Here is a 20,536-nt window from a genome sequence, read left to right as displayed (position 1 = left end):
GAGAAAACTCTCCCTTACAACAGTAAATGTGCCAAAAGTGATAAAAGCGGATGTTATATAGAAAGGAACCTCGAATAATTACAATAAAAACCGCTACTTATGTAATAAAAACGGCATTTTTTCATTGCCACCTTTGTAAATACTAATTTATATATATTGCATATATAACAAATGGAGAGAGAAATAATGAAACTATTAAAAAATAATAAAAAGAGAATATTTAAGACCGTACTATCATTAGGAATTCTTCTAACAACAGCATTTTTAGTGTACTTTACAATAGGTAAACTCAATTCTCCTTCTGCAAAAGCGGGAGTTAAAGAAAATAGTAAACGAGCTATAGAACAACCAAAAGAAAAAATAGAGCATACAAAAAAGAAAAAACCTGACGGAAAGCCCGAAGGGAAAGTAGTGTATTTAACATTCGATGATGGGCCGAGCACATTGACTGGTCAATTTTTAGATGTATTAAAAGAGCAAGAAGTCAAAGCAACATTTTTTATGATAGGAAAAAACCTACAAAATACGGGATTTCAAGAAAATGTTAAACGAGCGATAAAAGAAGGTCATTATATCGGTGGACATAGTATGACACATGATAGTAAGAAGTTATACACTAATGGACAATTTGTACCAGAGATGAAAGAAGCATTAGCGCTTATTCGTAATATTACAGGAATAAATCCTACGCTGGTTCGCCCTCCATATGGTTCAGCACCTGGATTGAAAGGCCAACAGGTTCGGGACCAAATTGCAGAAGCTGGTATTAAAGTTTGGGATTGGACAATTGATTCTCATGATTGGGAGCTAAAAGACAATCCTAACCAAATTGTAGAAAATATTAAAAAGGGAACAACAGATGACATGGAGGTCATTCTTATGCATGAAAAGCCACAAACATTACAAGCACTTCCAGGAATCATCAAATTTTATAAAGAAAAAGGATATGAGTTTGGTGTTTATCAGGATGCTGACCATTTTCACCTGAATTTCCAAAAAGACGCACGCTTGTAAGCTAAAAATAATATAAAAAACCTTATACTAAAAGGATTCTCTTTTTCTTTAATGAAGGTGATTACAAAAAATTCAGAAGAAATAATAATGTAAAACCGGCTGAAGGGATATCAGTAATTAATGAAAAAAAAGAACCCTCAAATGATTAACGATTACGAGCTAATATCCCAAAAAAATATGATTATTAGTGACAATATTTGATACGAACAAGCGAGGTGATCTGGATGAGAGGAACATTAATAAAAATTGGAGTATTTATTTTGGTTTTAACAGTAGGGATATACATTTTTAAATACGCATATGACCAACATACCACTCTAGCTAAAGTAAGAACCACGATTAAACAAATATCAATAGAATATGGTATACCATCATGGATTCCCCTATCTATTGCATTTCATGAAAGTAAGTTTGATTCAAATGCAGTCGGAGATCAGGATACATCATTTGGACTATTTCAACTCCATCGAGGTGGATTAGCACCTGAGGATTTAACGGATGAAGAGCTAAAAAATGCAGAAACCAATACACGAATTGCAATATCTAATATGACAAATGCATATAACCGTGGTTTACAGCAAAAATTAAAAGGAATAGAGCTATTAAAACATGTTGCTAATACCTCAGGTTGGCCTGGGAATAAGGGTGTTCAATGGACAGAGAAACAGACAGACTATAACAAGGGATTAGAAAACAGTTTTAAAATGTTTTCTAAACGAATACACGATTTTATAGATTGAACTACCCACACTTAACATTCTTACAAGATATTTGAAGTGGGGGATTCCTGCGAACACCGATGTGTCCACCAAGTTATCTTAGCAGGCTCTGCCCGTAGTTCCTACGGTGAGAACTGAAGTGTCTTATACGTTGACTCACCACGTTCCCTATTTTTGCTTGGTTTTCTCAACTTCGGCAAGCGTGGGACGATAGAAGGATAAAAATTTTCAGTAGAAGTAACTTTTACATGATTTAGGATTATAAACTATTAATAATTTATATTAAACAAAAACTGTAGGAAGGGTGTAATTGTATGAAGACGAAAATTTTAATTGTTGATGATGAAGCTGATATTGTACAGTTAATCGATTTATACCTCCGAAATGAAGGGTATACGATTCATACGGCTTCTAATGGTATAGAAGCATTAGATATCATGAAACAGGAACAAATTGATTTAATGATACTAGATATTATGATGCCACATATCGATGGCATAGAAGTATGTAAACAAATAAGAAAATTTAGTGATGTTCCTATTCTTATGTTAAGTGCAAAAGCTGAAGATATGGATAAAATAATAGGATTAATGACAGGGGCTGATGACTATATGATCAAGCCTTTTAATCCTTTAGAATTAGTTGCTCGAGTAAAAGCTTTATTAAGAAGATCTTTTTTGAAAAATACTTTCAATCAAAATGTTGAAAAAAATATTATACAAATCCGATCACTTGTAATTAATAAGGAAAATCATATTGTTACAATTGGAAATACTATCATAAAATTAACGCCTATTGAGTTTGAAATTTTATATGTATTAGCATCTACGCCTGGAAAAGTCTATAGTTCTGAAGAAATTTTTGAGCGGGTTTGGAAAAGTGTAGCGTGTGATTCAAATAAAACCGTTATGGTTCATATTAGTAATATCAGAGAGAAATTAGACAATGTTTTAGAAGGGGAAAGGATAATTCAAAATGTATGGGGAGTGGGATACAAAATTGAAAAATAGTTCTTTACAAATTCTAAAATCCATTCCTATATGGAAAATATGTATATATATTTCTCTTGCAATATGTCTATCCTATGGAACCCTTTATATTATTAATGTGTTTTATTGGGGATTAGATGCTACGTCAAGTACGTTTCGTGCGGTGCGTATAGAAATTTCACAAGCTTATGGACCTAGGCACTTAGAAAAGCTGTATGCTAATCTTTACTATCTCTTTAATTTTGTTTTTATTCTTTTTTATATTTCACTATGTTATGTGTATGAAAAAAGAAAATATTTCAAAGAATATTTCAATCAAATTTTAAATGAAATCAGGCATATTGGGAACATCAATTTTGAACATGAAATTATCATTATACCTGATACTCCACTAGGGGAATTGGCTAAAGAAATTAATAACATAGTAAATCAATTAAAAACATCTATTGAAGAAGAACGTTTAATAGAGCAGACAAAAAAAGATTTGATTACAAATGTTTCACATGATTTACGGACACCGTTGACCTCAATTGTTGGATATTTAGCTTACATTCACCAAGATAAATATAGGGATGAAATAGAATTACGTTATTATATAGAGATTGTATATGATAAGGTTTTAAGATTAACTACTCTAATAAATGATTTATTCGAATATACACGTTTTCAAAATAAAGGGACGCACTTAGAAAAAACTAAAATCGATATCACTGAAATGCTTGATCAATTAGTAGTGCAATTTCGGTTTGAAATAAAGCAGGCCAACATGAATGTTCGGCTATCTATATTATCAAAAAAATTAAGTGTGCTTGCAGATGGTGACAAATTAGTAAGGGTGTTTGAAAATCTAATTACAAATGCAATTAGATATGGAAGTGATGGGAAATATATAGATATTGTAGCACGTGAAGAGAATAATTTAGTTGTGATAGATATTATAAATTACGGCAAATCCATACCAACTACAGAATTACCATATATATTTGAACGTTTTTATCGAGTTGAAAAATCTCGGTCTCTTCAGACAGGTGGTTCAGGACTTGGTTTAGCAATCGTCAAAAGTATTGTGGAATTGCATGATGGAACAATTGAAGTACACAGTGATGTAGAAAAAACAACTTTCACAGTAAAGTTACATGTATTTTCAGAGGAAATTTCTTTATAAGAAGCTTCCTCTTTCTTTATTAAATCTTTATTTTTTCTTTTCTTCCAATTAAATATTTTATTTTAAACTAATTTTACACAAGAAAAAAGGAGATTAGAAAATGAGGATTTTAAAGAAACAGATTTATATTCCTATACTATGTATCTCAGCAATTATATTCCTCTATTTTTTTCAAACACATAATAATGAGCTGAATATTCAAGCAAAGGCTGCGATTCTAATGGATACCGAATCAGGAAAAATCATCTATAAAAAAAATGAAGATATACCTTTTGCACCAGCGAGTATGTCGAAAATGATGACAGAGTATATCGTATTAGAGCAAATCGAAAATGGCAGCTTAAAAATGGGATGATTCTGTTACGATTAGCTCAAATGCTGTGAATAGCGAGGGGGTAAAAATTAATGTAAAAGATGGAGATCGTTTAACTGTTAGAGAACTATTTCATGCGATGGTAATATCATCAGCAAATAATGCTGCAATTGCATTAGCTGAACATATTTCTAAGAGTGAAAAGAATTTTACACTGCTTATGAATGAAAAAGCAAAGCAATTACAATTATCAAATCAGACGCGCTTTGTTAATGCAACGGGCCTTGCTAATGAAAAAAATGAAGAATCCCAAATGACTGCATTAGATGCAGCAGGATACTGTTTTACAGGAACAGCAAAACAAGATGGTAAAAGGATGATTTCTGTTGTAATGGGGACTAGTAATGGTTCTCAGCGTTTTATAGAAACCAAGAAACTATTCTCATATGGATTTGATAAACTTTATATACCTTTTCTTTAATAGGGTACCACCATATGCGGTGCACACTGGTTTGATTTTTTTGTAAATGTGGAACAAATGTATTACTTAGATTGTCTATTAAGTGTAATCCTAAAAAAATATGAAAGTACGAATTGTTTCGAAAAAATACAAGGATATAAAAAATAGGAATGTGTTTGGAAATACTGAGTGTTAGTCTTACAAGTGTAAAACTTTTTTCAGGTGAACCATTGCAGGTAAACGCAAAAAAGCTGAGAAAACTAAACTTGCAAATCATGCGATTCATCGAGAGTTTGCTCAATTCAAGAAAAAGTTTGACGCTAGACTGGGTGCTATACTATTGATACTGATACCGTACAAATCGGTAAGCGACTGTCCGATTTAATGAGCGCTGTCACCTATATGGTTTTGGCTGCAGGAGTAGTACTAAAGTAAAATTCAATTGACAAACTTGATGAATTTATAACCTTCACGAAAGATGTCTTAGTTGAATATTCACTAATCATAAAAAATACGTGGATATCGGTATGACTCTTGAAGAATTTGCAGGGACCGCTATTTGTTAAGGTGATAAAACTGCAGGAGACTAACTGATTCATGTTAGCGCCTAAAAGATTGAGATGAGATGGTCTATTTAAAATAGATCCATATGTATATAGGATTTGATAACACTGTCTATTTTTTGGTGGATTATGTTAGAATAACGTATTTTTGAGTACAAGATATTGGAGGTAACAGAAGTGAAAGGTATGTTTTGCAAGAGATTCATTGCAATAGTAACTGTGCTTACACTATTTTGTAGCATGTTTGTTACATATGGAAGTGTATCAGCAGAAACAAGATCTGCTTTAAAGATTGAAGCAGGTGCAGCAATATTAGTAGAAGCAGATTCCGGGAAAATTTTGTATCAAAAAAATGCGGATGAACTATTAGCGATTGCTAGTATGACAAAAATGATGAGTGAGTACTTAGTTAGTGAAGCTATAGCTAAAGGGAAACTTAAGTGGGATCAGAAAATTAAAGTTTCTAAATACGCACACGAAGTTTCACAAGATCGCTCATTATCAAATGTGCCCTTAGAAAACGGTGGTTATTATACGGTAAGAGAACTATACGAGGCAATGGCAATTTGCTCTGCCAATGGTGCGACAATTGCTTTGGCTGAAGCAATTGCTGGAAAAGAAGTTGATTTCGTAAAAATGATGAACGATAAGTCGAAAGAGTTTGGATTGAAAAATTATAAATTTGTAAACTCTACAGGCTTAACAAACAATGATTTAAAAGGACAGCATCCTGAAGGGACAACTCCAGACGAGAAAAATAAAATGTCTGCAAGAGATTGTGCGATTTTAGCACAACGTCTTATTCAAGATTTCCCGAAAATATTAGATACAGCAAAAATCTCGAAAAAAACATTCCAAAAGGGCGGCAAGTATCCAATTGATATGGCGAACTCGAACTGGATGTTAAAAGGTTTAATTAAGCAATATGAAGGTGTAGATGGCTTGAAAACAGGAACAACTCCAGAAGCTGGGGATTGTTTCACTGGCACAGTAGAAAGAAACGGTATGCGTCTTATCTCTGTAGTGATTAAAACAAAATCTCATACTGCACGTTTTGATGAAACAAAGAAATTATATGATTATGGATTTGCGAATTTTGAAGTGAAGAAGGCCTATGAAAAAGATTCAGCAGTAAAAGGGCATGAAACAGTGCGGGTAGAAAATGCAAAAGATAAAGATGTAGCAGTTCAAACGAAACAAGCTGTTTCACTTCCAATGCCAAAGGGCAGCGAAGATATTTATAAAAAAGAATTTAAAGTATTGAATAAAGAACAAGAAGCGCCTATTAAAAAAGGTGTAACAATTAGTCAAATGATTATATCGCCTATAGATAATAACGATCCTGGGTTCTTATCAGGTAAATCATTACAAGTAGACCTTGTAGCAAAATCTGATGTAGGACAAGCAAATTGGTTTACACGTTTTATGCGCGAAATCGTTTCTTTCTTTAGCGGCAAATGGCGCGGCTGATATAGTAAAAGGTTAGTTTTAAGAGATCCCGAGAGCTCTTTCTTACTATCTATATCCATAGGATAAAACTAAATATTAGCTTGAAACAAAAGGTTTCAAAGGATTATAGATTCTTATGTGTATGGTTTGGAATTGAAGATTGCATTAATTCTCAAATTTGGTTAACGTGTATTTTTTCCATTTTGCGTTCTGTACCCCAGATAGCATTCCAGAAGAAGATTTACCCCATTCTTTTAGTATCTTTTATACAGATGGTAAAACAAGAAAAGAGAAATAAGCCGGCACAGGACTTGAATTATTTATTACTTAAAAAATATTCTTTTGAAATTGTCAATTTCCTGTAACATAAGTGATTTACTTTATAATAAGAAACTGACATGGAAAGAGGGGGAAGTTATGAAAAAAATCATACCGATAGTCACATTAATAGGCATGATGAGCTTAGGGATACAAGAAATGAATGTGAAAGCTGAGAACTACAAAAGTGCAGGTTCCAAAATGGATTTTTGGAATACTAAAAGAACAGGTACTAATTTTATGAATAGCACTTCATTACCTGAGAACTACAAAAGTGCAAAGGAAGCTCATATTGAATATGTTCGTTTAGCACCTGATAAATGGGCAAAAGATAAGGATTTCTTATTTGAAGACAAACCAGATACATCAGGAAAAGATTTTCTTATCGGTAATGCAGATAATTATCAAGGATTAGTGAAAGAGGATGTAGCAAAATTGAAAGCAGATTTAGATGCTGCACAATCACAAGGGGTTAAAGTTGTACTTACAATGCTTTCATTACCTGGTGATCGTTGGCGTCAATTTAACAATAATCAGAATGATGATAGGATCTGGGAAGAAGAGAAATATCAAGAACAAGCAAGCCAATTTTGGAAGGACCTTGCGGTTGAATTGAAAGATCATCCCGCTGTGGTTGGTTACAACATTATCAATGAGCCACATCCAGAAACATCTAAGAAAAATAGATATAATGATTTTTGGACGGAAGATTATGAGAAATGGTATTCAAAAGTGAAGGGAACCCCAGCTGATTTAAATGAATTTTATCAAAAAGTTGTTACTTCAATTCGTGAAGTAGATAAAGAAACACCTATTATTTTAGATTCAGGTCTATATGCCACACCTTGGGCTTTTAAATATCTTAAACCAGTTAAAGATAATAAGACATTGTATGCATTTCATATGTATGAGCCATATCAATTAACAAGTCAACTTGAAAAGCAAAATAAAGAGTATCAATATCCTGGAATTGTAAAAGTAGGAGATTTAGAAACACCTATGATGTGGGATAAAGATGGATTAAATAAATTCTTACAGCCTGTACAAAATTGGTCTCAGGAAAATCATGTACCATCTAATCGAATCATTGCTGAGGAATTTGGAATTAATCGTACCGTTCCTGGAGCACCTCAATACATGCAAGACTTAATTTCTATATTCAATCAGAAAGGATGGCATAAATCATTCTATGCATTCCGTGAAGATACTTGGACAGGAATGAATTATGAATTAGGAACAGAAAAAATAAAATGGGATGAAGAGGGGCAACCAAAACGTCAAGATAATCTACTTTGGGATGTAATAAAAAATGATTTGCAAATCGATGCAGGAGTAAATAGAACTACATTTAAGGATGTCCCACAAGAACACTGGGCATTTCATGCAATTCATGATTTAGCGAGTAAAGGAATTATTACAGGTTATGGAAATGGGATATTTGGTATGGGTGATAATGTAACACGTGAACAAGTAGCTGCATTAATTTACCGTACTTTGCATATAGAAAAACAAGATAAATATGAAAATCCATACAGAGATATTGATGGAAATTCAACAATGTTTCCTGAGGAAATATTAGCTTTAACTAAGCTAGGAATTTTCCAAGGAGATGATCTAGGAAACTTTAGACCGAAAGCTACATTAACACGTGCAGAAATGGCACAAGTTATTAAGAAAGCATTTAGATTAGATGTAAAGGCGCCACATAATTTCAACGATGTTCCAGCAAATTCATGGGCAAAAGATGCGATTAGTGTCGTGCAATCGAACCATATTGCAGTAGGAGTTGGAGAAGGGAAATTTGCTCCGGATATGAACGTAACACGTGAACAGTATGCACAGTTTTTATATAATGCAATTTCCAATGCGCAATCCCATCAATAAAAAGAAAATGAAGTTGATTGGTGATACCCCATATCAACTTAAAAACTTTATAACGCCCCCAAAACAAAAAATTGTACATTTTCATCTGGACATGTCAATTTTTTCGTTTTGGGGTATTTGCTTTTCTTAGCTTGATGGCTATGGGGTTACTACAACATTTTAGATTGACAGGTATGTATGATAATCCCATATAGATTGCATCCACTCTCCAAGAAACGTTCGTTGGTTTCAAGTTTTCGTAGCAACAGAACCTTTAATTTCTAACGGTTCCGGTATCTTTTATTTTGACATGTGTCTTTACATTTATTTTAGCCTCTGCTAGCGCTTGCAACCAATCTTCTTTTCGTTTTTTCCACTCTTTATATTGAAAAGCTCTAGCATATAGGGATAATCCAATTGGATCAATTTTATTCTGCTGTATTTCATCCAACATATTTTGTAATTCCTTATTAATTTCTTTTTCGATAGCATTTTCTAAATTATTTATATTTTTTTTATTATCATAATGCTCCTTAATTAAATTCGCATTGTTTTTTTCTATTAAAGCTACATTAGCATTTATTTGGAGATTAAATACAAACTTTCCGTTTTTAAAATTAACATCTATCTTCCTTGTTGCATTCTGTACGAAGATAGAAGTGTTTGGTTTTTTGTTGGATCTTTTAGGAGGAAGCGCAAGGTGTAGTATCATCCGGCCTGTATTTTTTGACTTATTTATGAGATTGAAGAACTTAACATCTTTTTTAGGGATACGAGTTAAATATTTTCCTTGTCGATCTAAAAGTGCAATTCCTATCGTGTCAATTTCATTCTTTGTTTTTTTGATAACTGGAACAATTTGTGTCATTCCTTCTTCATTTTGTTCTCTCATTAATTGTTGAATCGTAGAAGAAACGGATTGATTATTTTGAATGGAGGATTCGATTACACTATTTATATAAGATGGTAGTGATGGTTTATCTGGCTTATTAATTGCAAAAATTTCTTCTACAGGCCCATCAACAAGTACTACTTTAGCATTAATGGTAGCGTATGGATCACGGTAAGAAGAATCAAGTTCCTGCAACCAATTTGATTCTTGCGCCAATTTTTTCCCAATTAAAATGATTTCAGCTTTGGAGGCTGTCATATAGCCCGTTAACTTTGTATCTATTTTACTGAAGCCATTATATACAGTTGATGCCTGGGTCCAATGCTCTGTAGTACTTTGTTGCTGTTTATGATGAAAGAGTGGGATGCTTGTGCCAACTTTTATGTCTCCATTAGAGGCTCTATCCAAGCCAATTAATAGGATTAATGAAACCTTCTCAAGAGGAATTCTCTGACTACAACCAATTAAACATACACAACAAATTACAATCCATATCCATTTTCGAATCAAAGTTGTTTCCTCCTAGTAATCCAAGTAAAAAGAATACTGTAAGCGAAAAATAAGATTGGTAATAGAATAAAGAAAACGACATTTAAGATATCCATAAGAGAATATATAAACAAATATTGATCCACATTGGGATTTAGAAAAATAAATAAGCCGACTATTAATACCATAAAACCAAACAGTGCCCAATTGCGAGCGTTTTTTTGAAGTGAAATGGTCAAAGAATCAAAACTGAAAAATAAATATGGATATATTGTAGTGGAAAATACAATTAAATAGTAAGCGATATATATAATTTCTAATCGTTCTATGAAAGAAAAACGAACCCCTTTTAACAGATGAAATACTGGCCAAATTACGTCTTTTATCCCCTCCGGACTAAAGTATATATAAGAAAGAATAGTCACATATAGGTAGAGAAACATGGTTCCAGTATTCGCAATTAGTAGTCCCTTAATAGCTTGTTGTTTTTTTTGTAAGAACGGATAAATAAAATATGCAATTTCTAAGCCAGCATAAGGAGTAATGGTTTCTTTCGTTGCTTTTACAATAGGGTATATACCATCTTTAAAAATAGGTAGTAGGTGTAAAGGAGCATACATACTCTTTAATGAAAAAAGAAGAAATAATGGCATCCAAGTAGTGAAGAAGAAAACAAGCATAGAATAACTAGTAAGAGCCCTTAACCCACTCAGGGCTAAAATAATAAAAGGCAATAATAATAATATGGTGATTTGATAAGCAGGAATGGAAGGGAATATCCACACTTTTACAATATCAGTTGCCTTTAATAAAGTATTAAAGCCAGCAAAAAATAGATAAAAGGCGTATAAAAGAAGAAAAATTGTCCCTAGCCATTTACCAAAGTATGTTTTTAAAATCTGTGAGAAGTTTTTGTTAGGATTTTTTTGTAACATTAATATAATAAATACGCCAATTATAGAAGTAGTTATCCAACCCAGAATGATAGAAATCCAGCCATCTGTGCCAGCGGTAGTAGCAAGTGGGCTTGGCATAATTAGCATTCCTGATGCTAGTTGCAGTGAATGAATGAAAATAATAAATTCAAATAAAGTTATGTTTTGGAATTTACTATTTCCCATGCGAACCACCTTCTTTTTTCTTTTTTTGTTTCGGCTGTCCTGTACTCGAGCGGGTGGTGATCATAGAAATAGGAAATCTTACAAAAGAATCTTTTAGCTCTTGGAGACGAAATGGTGCGATTGGCAATCCGTATGGTGAACCATAGGAAGTTAGTGAAACAAAATGAGCAAATAAGAGCATTAATCCACTAACAATACCTACAATGCCATAAAAGTATGCCAATAACATCATTGGAAAACGAATAAGGCGTATAGAACTTGATAAATCGTAATTAGAAACAATAAATGATGCAATGGCTGTAATAGATACGATAATAACCATAACGTTACTCACAAGACCAGCTTGAACAGCCGCTTGCCCAATTACAATCCCTCCAACGATCCCAATAGTTTGTCCAATTGGTTGTGGTAAGCGAATACCAGCTTCACGTAGCATTTCAAGTGTAATTTCCATTATAAATGCTTCCAGCAGGGGAGAGAAAGGAACTTTGACTCTTGACGTAGCAATAGAAGTGTATAAATCTATAGGAATAATTTCAAAATGAAAAGAGACTATAGCAATATAAATTGCGGGTAAAAAAATCGCTATAATAAATCCTGCAAATCGTAATAAACGAAAAAATGATGCAATGAGCCAATGAATATTATAATCATCAGGAGTCTGAAAAAATCCAATCAAATTCATAGGAACAACCATTGCACCTGGGGACCTATCCATCAACACTGCTACTTTTCCATCAAGTATATGATTTGAAATCGCATCTGGGCGTTCGCTTAAATAAGCCTGTGGAAAAGGAGTCCAATTTTGATCCTTTGTAAAATTAGACAGTTCTCCAATGCTCAATACCGTATCCGCTTTAATATTACAGATTCTAGTTTCTATTTCTTGGACTACATCTGCGTTTGCTACATCACCTAAGTAAATCAAATAGACTACAGAAGTGGCTCGTTCTCCAATCGTCAGCTTTTTAATTTTTAACTCTGTAGAAGGAATATAACGACGAATAAGGCCTATGTTTTTTGTAGCGTTTTCAATAAATCCATCATGTGAGCCTTTAATAGTAACTTCTGAAATCGGTTCTTGAATGGATCTTTCTGCCCAGCCTTTTGTATTTATTAAAAGTGACCGCTTTTCTCCCTCCATAAACAGTACACATTGACCCTCAAGTAATCCTTCTTTAATTTCATTCCATGTATATACTATTTTGGTATGAGTAGCGATAATATTAGAATTAAATATTTGACTGTCTTCATTTACTTTTTGTAATAATGGTGTAACAACATTGGTTTTTAATGCAACACCATCTGTAAGGCCTTCAAAATAATATAGTAAAATATTTGTGTTTGTTTTTAATTGCAAAGGATGTTCAATCAAATCTGCACTAATATCAAAGATGTTATCTAGTGTATCTTTAAGTTTTTGTAAGTTACTCGTTTGGATCTTTTCAATGGTTTTATCTGTCTTAGTTTCTAAGGTTTCTTCAATTAAGGACATGAGTTCACCTCTTAATATGTATAATAGTCCGTTTTTTTATTATTATTTTTCTATAATTAAATTTTATTCATTGAATTTAATTATTTTGAGAGGGATAAAGTAGAAAGTAGTTTTAAACTATCCTCACTTTCAATTCATTTAGGATATCTGCATAGTCCTTACGGTTAGAGGCCTTATCGCTTCATTCTTTAGATTAATACTTGCGTTAATCTCCTTATCATGGTGTGTACGACAAGTAGGGCAGTATCATAGAGTTTAAACGTCTTTGTTTTGATATCCACAACAAGATCATAATTAGATCGAAGCAAATGTTTTCAATACGACAATGACTTGTTTGCCGTACCACTTGGGTTTGCATTCTAACATGGCTCGAAACTGTGACCATGATACCTCACTAATTGCTTTTGCTAACCTATGATTCTTTAATATATTCAATACTTGCAAATCCTATATATCGATAACATCATGATTTTTGATGATCTCAGTTGAGATTTTGTGCAAGTAATATTTTCTATATGTTCATGAATTCTAGCTACTTTTACTCGCTATTTATTCCAGCGAGAAGATTCTTTCGTTCGTCTAGAAAGAATAAGTTGTACTTTCGCTAACTTCTCTTCTAATGATCGAAAAAAATTCGGAATTTTCTAGGTCATTCCATCTGACAAAATGGCAAAATCTTATAGTTCTACAGCCATTTCAATGTAAGAATTTGTTTTTGGAAGTTCTTGCACTTCTGTTTCAACTAATAGTGACACGATTCATCTCCCATTGGAGTTCCTTGAGGAAGGAGTCTTATAGGAAAAAATGATAATTATTTATTAAAATTTCAATATACGAATGTTTAATTTTGAAAAATCTGTGTATTTTCATTAATTGATTTTATGGAATTTGGGGATTTATATAATTTAATCCACTTAAAACGGTATTTTAAGTGGATTAAGAAATTATTCCCATTTTTATTTTTCTTTATTTTCTAATAACATATGCTATAATGAAAAAAACTTAAATTTCGACATTTTTCGTCAAAAAAGGAGAGTGCTCTATGAAACAATCGTTAACTTTTAAAGAAACAATCCCTATTGGACTTATGCTATTTGCAATATTTTTCGGTGCAGGTAATATGATATTCCCTCCATTATTAGGATATTCATCTGGAACGAATATTTGGATATCGATTTCGGGATTTGTTGTGAGTAGTATTGGACTTCCATTACTAGCCATCACTGCTATTTCCCTTTTTGGTGGAAATGTTAGTACCCTTGCTAGTAGGATTCACCCCGCCTGTGGGGTTATTATCCCTCTTATCATTTATTTAGCAATTGGCCCTTTTTTCGCCATTCCTCGTACAGGCACTGTTTCATATGAAATGGCAGTTGCCCCCTTTTTAAGTAACACCATGCAAAATCAATGGTATATATTACTCCTATACACATTTTTATATTTTGTTATAACGTATTATCTGTCTTTAAATCCCTCTAAATTGGTAGATAGAATTGGAAAATATTTAACCCCGCTGTTACTAATCATGATTAGTATTATTATTGTTAAAGCAATTTCTTCACCAGTTGGATCTATTTCAACACCCTCTGATTCATATCAGGAAGCTCCTTTTTTCAAAGGATTTATTGAAGGATTTTTAACAATGGATGCCCTTGCTGCTCTCGTATTTGGAATTATCGTAATTAACGCTATAAAAGAAAAAGGTGTTACAAATAAAAAATCCATTGCTAAATCTACTATAGTAGCAGGGCTTATAGCCGCACTTGGATTATCTATCATATATATATCACTTGCTTATATTGGAGCTACTTCTCAAACATTTGGCACATTTGAAAACGGAAGTGTGTTATTAACAAATGTAGTACAACATTTATTTGGTCAATATGGTCTTTCCTTATTAGGAATTACAATGTTATTTGCATGTTTAACTACATCTGTAGGACTCGTTTCAGCATGTGGGAGATTTTTCACAACACTATTTCCAAAGATTTCTTATAACAAAATCATTTTAATTATTTGCTTATTTAGCTTTGGAGTATCAAACCTTGGTTTGTCTATGCTAATTAAACTTTCCCTACCTATCCTAATTGTTATCTATCCTGTAGCAATTGTGCTAATTATCCTCGCTTTTTTTGATCGATTTATAAAAGATAAGCAGGCTGTCTATGTTGGATCAGTTTTAGGAGCATTACTGATTAGTATAATACAAGGATTAGAAACAGCAGAACTGGCTAGTGACTCGCTGCTTACTTTCATGCAACATGTTCCTCTATATAATGAAGGAATGGGATGGGTTTTAATAGCCTTACTTGGTAGTTTGATTGGTTTGATGATTTCTAGAAGAACTAAACAATGTTCTACTACGTAAGATTATTAAGGCAATTGTAATCATTGGAACAATGTAACTCTAAAAAGGCGTCTGATTCGTGTACAAAAAGAAAATAGTATTGCGATTGGATTTTTCCTGGTAATAACATTATGGCAGCTTCTCTAAAATTTAAAGTGGTTCATGAGTAGCATTTGGGTGCTAATAAAATAATTTTTGTACATCATGTTTCCGCTTATTTTCTTTGTCAAACTGAATCCACGTTTTTTAGATAAATATATATTCGTTAAAATAAGGAGGATTAATCATATGGATTTCATCAAAGATGTAATCACTCCCATCCACAAATTCATTGGAATAACAAATGAATTTTTATGGGGCTACATCCTAATTGCACTTTTAATTGGGATTGGATGCTATTTTACTATTCAGACAAGATTTGTACAATTTCGTTATGTTGGTGAAATGATTCGCTTACTTAGTGATGGTGCAAGTTCTTCAACTCGCAAAGCACAAAAAGAAAAAAGTGGAGTTTCATCTTTTCAAGCATTTTGTATGAGTACAGCTTCTCGCGTTGGTACAGGAAACTTAGCGGGTGTCGCAATTGCGATTTCCACCGGCGGACCTGGTGCAATATTTTGGATGTGGCTTATCGCATTAATTGGAGGAGCTTCTGCATTTGTTGAAAGTACACTTGCTCAAATATACAAAGTAAAAGATGGAAATAAATTCCGAGGCGGTCCAGCTTACTATATGGAAAAAGGATTAAATAAACGCTGGATGGGAGTTGTTTTCTCAATTTTAATTACAGTTTGCTTTGGTCTGGTATTTAATGCTGTTCAAGCAAATACAGTTACGTCAGCATTTGAAAGCGCATTCAATCTAGAGCCTAAAATTGTCGGATGTATACTAGTTGGTTTGATCGCACTAATTATTTTTGGAGGCGTAAAACGGATTGCTCGTGTTGCAGAAATGATTGTACCATTTATGGCGATTCTTTATGTGGGTGTTGCACTATTTGTGGTTATTACAAATATTACGCAAGTTCCTATTCTATTTAAAGAAATTTTTCTGCATGCTTTTGGTATTAAGGAAGTTGTAGGCGGAGGACTTGGTGCTGCGATTCTTCTAGGAGTAAAGCGTGGTTTATTTTCAAATGAAGCTGGTATGGGAAGTGCGCCAAACGCAGCTGCGACTGCCAATGTTACTCATCCTGTTAAACAAGGATTTATTCAAACACTTGGTGTTTTTACTGATACACTAATAATTTGTAGTTGTACTGCATTTATGATTCTTCTATCCGATATGCACAATTCTACAGACCTGAATGGAATTCAATTAACACAAGAAGCATTAAAAACTCATATCGGACCATGGGCACCTACCTTTGTAGCGGTAGCAATTTTTCTATTTGCCTTTAGTTCTCTCGTTGGGAACTATTACTATGGTGAAACAAACATTGAGTTTTTAAGTGGTAGTAAGACATTATTAATGATATATCGTATTTCAGTAATTGGTATGGTAATGCTCGGTTCTATAGCAACGGTTCAAATTGTATGGGATATTGCAGATTTATTCATGGGGATTATGGCTATTTTCAACCTAATTGCAATCATTTTCCTTGGAAAATATGCTTTCTCGGCTCTCAAAGATTATATAAGACAAAAGAAAGCCGGAAAAGATCCGATTTTTTATGCAACTAATATTCCTAATTTAAATAATACTGAATGCTGGAACTACGAAAAAACAAAAGAAAAGATTGGTTAACAAAGATATTTACTTAAATACAGAGGAGTCAATTTCTAGGATTCTGAAGACGCACTTTTATTCAGGTCGTTTATTAAATACAGATCATGAACACAACTATCAAATTGGGAAATAGAGAATTTTGAATTTCCACGTTTATTATATTACGGATAATTTATATGCATTTCATTAAAAATTCTAGTTACTTTCATATTAATCAGAATACAATTAATAATGAGGAGAAGGACGTATTAGTGATGCAGTTCATTCAAACAAATAACCTAGAACAATTGTTAGAGCAAGTACAAACATATACAAAAAAAGGGAAACTGGCTACTTATATCCCAGAACTAGGAAATGCGAATCTAGAAGATTTAGGGATTGCAATTTATCATAAAGAGACAGATTATATTCATGCCGGTAACTCAGAAACGCTCTTTACACTTCAAAGTATTTCAAAAGTAATTACGCTTGCACTTGCGCTTTTAGACTGCGGCGAAGAGTATGTATTTTCTAAAGTTGGGATGGAGCCAACTGGTGATCCATTTAATTCTATTATTAAATTAGAAACAGCTAGCCCCTCTAAGCCACTCAATCCAATGATTAATGCAGGAGCACTAGCAATTACAAGTATACTAGCAGGGGATAGTAATGACGAGAAGATGGAACGGATTCTTTCCTTTGTGCGTAATATTACGGATAATCCTACCATTAATTACTCTTTAAAAGTAGCCGTCTCTGAATTAGAAACAGCTTATTTAAATCGCTCTCTTTGCTACTACATGAAGCAAAATGATATTATTCATGGAGATGTGGAGGCGTTAATGGATTTATACACAAGGCAATGTGCAATTGAGGTAAACTGTATTGATTTAGCACGGATAGGTTTAATTTTTGCAATGGATGGATATGATCCATATAGAAAAAAACAAATTGTTCCGAAACATATAACAAAAATTTGTAAAACCTTTATGGTCACATGTGGTATGTACAACGAATCTGGTGAATTTGCAATTCGCGTAGGGATTCCCGCGAAGAGTGGGGTTTCCGGTGGAATATTCGGCTGCGTAAAAGGAGAGATGGGAATTGGTATTTTTGGTCCCGCTCTAGATGCAAACGGAAATAGTATAGCTGGTATTAAAATACTAGAGCTACTTTCCTTAAAAGAATGCTGGAGTATCTTTTAGGTTTTTAGTACTAATTATATAAAGATAGATGAAAAATCCTAAATAGCATCTTACTCAAATTAAAGGGATTCTGATACAAAGTCAGCAAAAAGCTAGAAAGAGATATGGTTGAACTACTCACCACTTAACGTCCTTACGGACTTTTTGAAGTGGCAGAGCCTGCTAAGATAACCGATGTNGGCTCTGCCCGTAGTCCCTACGGTGAAAACATAAGTATCTTGTAAGTTGACTCACCACGCTTCCTACTTTAGCTTGGTTTTCGCAACTTCAGCAAACGTGGGGTGAAAGAACGTTGAAGATTTTACGGTTGCACGTTTTTCTGCAACCAACCTCATATCTTCAGTTTTCAAAGAGCATCTGTACAAGTATATGTTAGCAAACATATTGGCTTATGCAAACCGACATTCATCTCCCACCTAAAATTGGTGTTTCACACCTTCACATTTTTGAGGAAGGAGTCTTCTGTCAGAAAACGATAAATGAAACTGCAGTTCGTGACCAAACTGCAGTTTCATTTATATAAAATTGCATAAGATTTAATAGCGCTTAATCTAAACTTTTATCTTTTAAGAACCTTTATACCAGAATTACCTATTTACACAATGGCTGAGTGAATATATATGAAATTGGCTGGTTTCTATTCTAGACATATACTCTATTATATAGATAAATACAAATAGATTAGGGAGTTACTAGCAATATGACAGAGATAGAAATTATTAAATCAAAAGAAAAATTAACCATTACATGGCAAAGCGCAATAATAAATATTTCTTTAGAGGATATCGTTGAGGTTAATACAAATAATACTATTACGAACACTACCAAAGTGGTAAAGGTCGGTAGAGAGCTTGAATTTTCAGAAATGGTTGTTATTAGAACAAAAAAATTAGTTTATGAATTATTTACAACTAATAAATTAACACTGCTAAATAAAATCAACTTTTAACTTGCAAAAAGTTCTGATGTGAATTTTTCTAAGTATTTTATAACAAAGCACGACAAGGTTCCCTATAGATAGACTATATTATCAAAGAATCTTGGCGGAGAATTAATGAATAAATAAACTGTAATGACATCCATGAAAAAAGGTTTAAAAATCAATTTTAATTATATAAAAATTACACATCTAAATATGATCTTATTTAAGCCCTGTAAACTAATTATAGAGCGCTTAAATTAAAATTCATCTTCCAAAATTAGATTACCGGCATCATTATCTTTCGTCAATCGCTGATTCAAATAATTTTCTTTCGTAGTACGATCATTTTTATGACCTACTGCAGCTGCGATAATATGAGGTGGTAATCCTTTGTAATCATATAAGTACTGTACATAAAAATGTCTAAAGAAGTGAGGAGTAATTCTGATATTCTCTGTAAAGGGTAGCTGGGTATCCTTTATGATTTTAGAAATATATTGCGACAAATAATTCTCTCTATAAGCAGTATAGTTTTTAGTTTGAAATACTGTTCCACCATTTCTATTCCCAATGTCTATAGGTAATCTTCTCCGCATTCGAAATGTGGCAATCCGATTAAAAATCTCCTTATTAATGGAAACAATCCGCTCATTATCTCCCTTTGTATCAACCTTTAAATAATATCGTCCTCGTATAGCATCATATTCAAGATCATCCCACTTTGCATGTGCGACTTCTGCAACACGTAACCCTGTAGTAGCTAGGACTGACAATAAAGCGTAATTGATTTCATTATCCTTGTAGTAATGAAGCAACTGTTTTACTTCCTCATATGATAACTCCCGTTTAGGTTTATGTTGTTTATTTACAGTTGTACTTAGTATCTCAACATGTAGAGGGTCCTGAATATATTGGATTTCATATAGCCATTTCAAATAGGAACGAATAACACCAAGCTTCCTACTAATTGTAGATAGCTTGTATTTATTTTTAGATTGATAGGAGATTGCCTCCTGAGACAGCCATTTTTGATAATTACGGATATGTCGTTTTCTAAGGTTTCTCCAGACTTGATCAACTTTATAATCTTTTACATCTTTCTGTAGAAATTCCGCACTTTGTTTAATAAAGAAATAAAATTGACTTAGATCACGTGCATATAGGGTTCTTGATGCATCCTTGATTCGTTTTTCTTGGTCAAAATGTGTTTGTCGATTCAAGTAGTAATACAATATTTCTTCATCAGAAAACCCCTCATATGTATATGAATCTTCTCTTTCATTATTTTCCTTTTTTAATTCCGCTTCATTTATATAATTGTGGTTCCATAATGCAATTAGGTTTGTAAAATTTTGTTTTTGTTTCTCTATGTTATCTAAAGAAGTCTCACTATGAATAGTATTAAATTCAAATTTCAATGTTATTCAACACCTTATAAATTTCTTTTATATTACATATTATAACTTAATCAATTAAAAAATAAATTACATATTAAGATTAAATTT

General features: G+C 32.9%; 14 protein-coding genes and 2 pseudogenes. 11 read left to right on the top strand and 5 right to left on the bottom strand.

The features are described 5' to 3' along the window. The first annotated feature begins 186 nt into the window (after window positions 1-186). The 7 genes and pseudogenes from ACTJJY_RS25680 to ACTJJY_RS25650 all read left to right on the top strand — a co-directional run bounded on the left by ACTJJY_RS25680 (window position 187) and on the right by ACTJJY_RS25650 (window position 8,874). Window positions 187-1,014: a polysaccharide deacetylase family protein gene (locus ACTJJY_RS25680; protein ID WP_440606920.1), complete on the top strand. Its 828-nt coding sequence runs from the start codon at window positions 187-189 to the stop codon at window positions 1,012-1,014. Window positions 1,015-1,238: 224 nt separating this feature from the next. Beyond that, the gene (locus tag ACTJJY_RS25675) at window positions 1,239-1,754 is read left to right on the top strand and encodes a transglycosylase SLT domain-containing protein (protein WP_440606919.1); all 516 of its coding nucleotides are present in this window, start codon (window positions 1,239-1,241) and stop codon (window positions 1,752-1,754) included. A gap of 293 nt (window positions 1,755-2,047) precedes the next feature. Beyond that, window positions 2,048-2,743, top strand: a complete 696-nt coding sequence (locus ACTJJY_RS25670) for a response regulator transcription factor (RefSeq protein WP_440606918.1) — start codon at window positions 2,048-2,050, stop codon at window positions 2,741-2,743. Continuing rightward, complete coding sequence (locus ACTJJY_RS25665) at window positions 2,733-3,887, top strand: sensor histidine kinase (RefSeq protein ID WP_440606927.1); 1,155 nt, start codon at window positions 2,733-2,735, stop codon at window positions 3,885-3,887. Before ACTJJY_RS25670 ends, ACTJJY_RS25665 begins: the two co-directional genes overlap by 11 nt. 100 nt (window positions 3,888-3,987) lie before the next feature. Continuing rightward, window positions 3,988-4,681, top strand: a pseudogene (locus ACTJJY_RS25660) (D-alanyl-D-alanine carboxypeptidase family protein). A 719-nt stretch (window positions 4,682-5,400) separates the two neighbouring features. Next, window positions 5,401-6,693 (top strand): D-alanyl-D-alanine carboxypeptidase family protein, encoded by a 1,293-nt coding sequence (locus ACTJJY_RS25655; protein ID WP_440606917.1) that lies wholly within the window; start codon window positions 5,401-5,403, stop codon window positions 6,691-6,693. 396 nt (window positions 6,694-7,089) lie between these two features. Continuing rightward, complete coding sequence (locus ACTJJY_RS25650; RefSeq protein ID WP_440606916.1) at window positions 7,090-8,874, top strand: S-layer homology domain-containing protein; 1,785 nt, start codon at window positions 7,090-7,092, stop codon at window positions 8,872-8,874. Window positions 8,875-9,127: 253 nt separating this feature from the next. On the opposite strand, the gene ACTJJY_RS25645 is transcribed toward ACTJJY_RS25650, so the two are convergent. From ACTJJY_RS25645 to ACTJJY_RS25630, 4 genes and pseudogenes are all read right to left on the bottom strand, one after another. After that, entirely contained in the window at window positions 9,128-10,255 is a 1,128-nt protein-coding gene (locus tag ACTJJY_RS25645) for a Ger(x)C family spore germination protein (protein ID WP_440606915.1), read from the bottom strand. Next, window positions 10,252-11,355 carry a GerAB/ArcD/ProY family transporter gene (locus ACTJJY_RS25640; RefSeq protein WP_440606914.1) on the bottom strand — a complete coding sequence of 368 codons (1,104 nt, stop codon included), beginning with the start codon at window positions 11,353-11,355 and terminating at the stop codon, window positions 10,252-10,254. Before ACTJJY_RS25640 ends, ACTJJY_RS25645 begins: the two co-directional genes overlap by 4 nt. After that, a complete protein-coding gene (locus ACTJJY_RS25635; RefSeq protein WP_440606913.1) occupies window positions 11,345-12,850 on the bottom strand; it encodes a spore germination protein in 1,506 nt (501 codons plus the stop codon). Before ACTJJY_RS25635 ends, ACTJJY_RS25640 begins: the two co-directional genes overlap by 11 nt. Before the next feature lie 138 nt (window positions 12,851-12,988). After that, window positions 12,989-13,605: pseudogene (locus tag ACTJJY_RS25630) on the bottom strand (RNA-guided endonuclease TnpB family protein); the annotation flags it as partial. A 287-nt stretch (window positions 13,606-13,892) separates the two neighbouring features. Here ACTJJY_RS25630 and brnQ point away from each other — a divergent pair. The 4 genes from brnQ to ACTJJY_RS25610 all read left to right on the top strand — a co-directional run bounded on the left by brnQ (window position 13,893) and on the right by ACTJJY_RS25610 (window position 19,058). Then, the gene (gene brnQ, locus ACTJJY_RS25625; protein WP_375869412.1) at window positions 13,893-15,218 is read left to right on the top strand and encodes a branched-chain amino acid transport system II carrier protein; all 1,326 of its coding nucleotides are present in this window, start codon (window positions 13,893-13,895) and stop codon (window positions 15,216-15,218) included. 267 nt (window positions 15,219-15,485) lie between these two features. After that, window positions 15,486-16,943 (top strand): alanine/glycine:cation symporter family protein, encoded by a 1,458-nt coding sequence (locus ACTJJY_RS25620; protein ID WP_153218640.1) that lies wholly within the window; start codon window positions 15,486-15,488, stop codon window positions 16,941-16,943. Window positions 16,944-17,179: 236 nt separating this feature from the next. Further along, window positions 17,180-18,109 (top strand): glutaminase A, encoded by a 930-nt coding sequence (gene glsA / locus ACTJJY_RS25615; RefSeq protein WP_440606926.1) that lies wholly within the window; start codon window positions 17,180-17,182, stop codon window positions 18,107-18,109. A 700-nt stretch (window positions 18,110-18,809) separates the two neighbouring features. Beyond that, window positions 18,810-19,058, top strand: coding sequence for a SunI/YnzG family protein (locus ACTJJY_RS25610; protein WP_065705785.1), 249 nt, complete (start codon window positions 18,810-18,812; stop codon window positions 19,056-19,058). A 230-nt stretch (window positions 19,059-19,288) separates the two neighbouring features. Here the strand turns inward: ACTJJY_RS25610 and ACTJJY_RS25605 are convergent, their stop codons facing one another. Next, window positions 19,289-20,449, bottom strand: a complete 1,161-nt coding sequence (locus ACTJJY_RS25605; RefSeq protein ID WP_440606912.1) for a tyrosine-type recombinase/integrase — start codon at window positions 20,447-20,449, stop codon at window positions 19,289-19,291. Window positions 20,450-20,536: the final 87 nt, after the last annotated feature.

Source organism: Bacillus sp. 22475 (genome assembly GCF_052044835.1).
Taxonomy (GTDB): domain Bacteria; phylum Bacillota; class Bacilli; order Bacillales; family Bacillaceae_G; genus Bacillus_A; species Bacillus_A cereus.
Note: the sequence above shows the minus strand (reverse complement) of the source record. Positions and strands in the feature narration are given on the sequence as shown.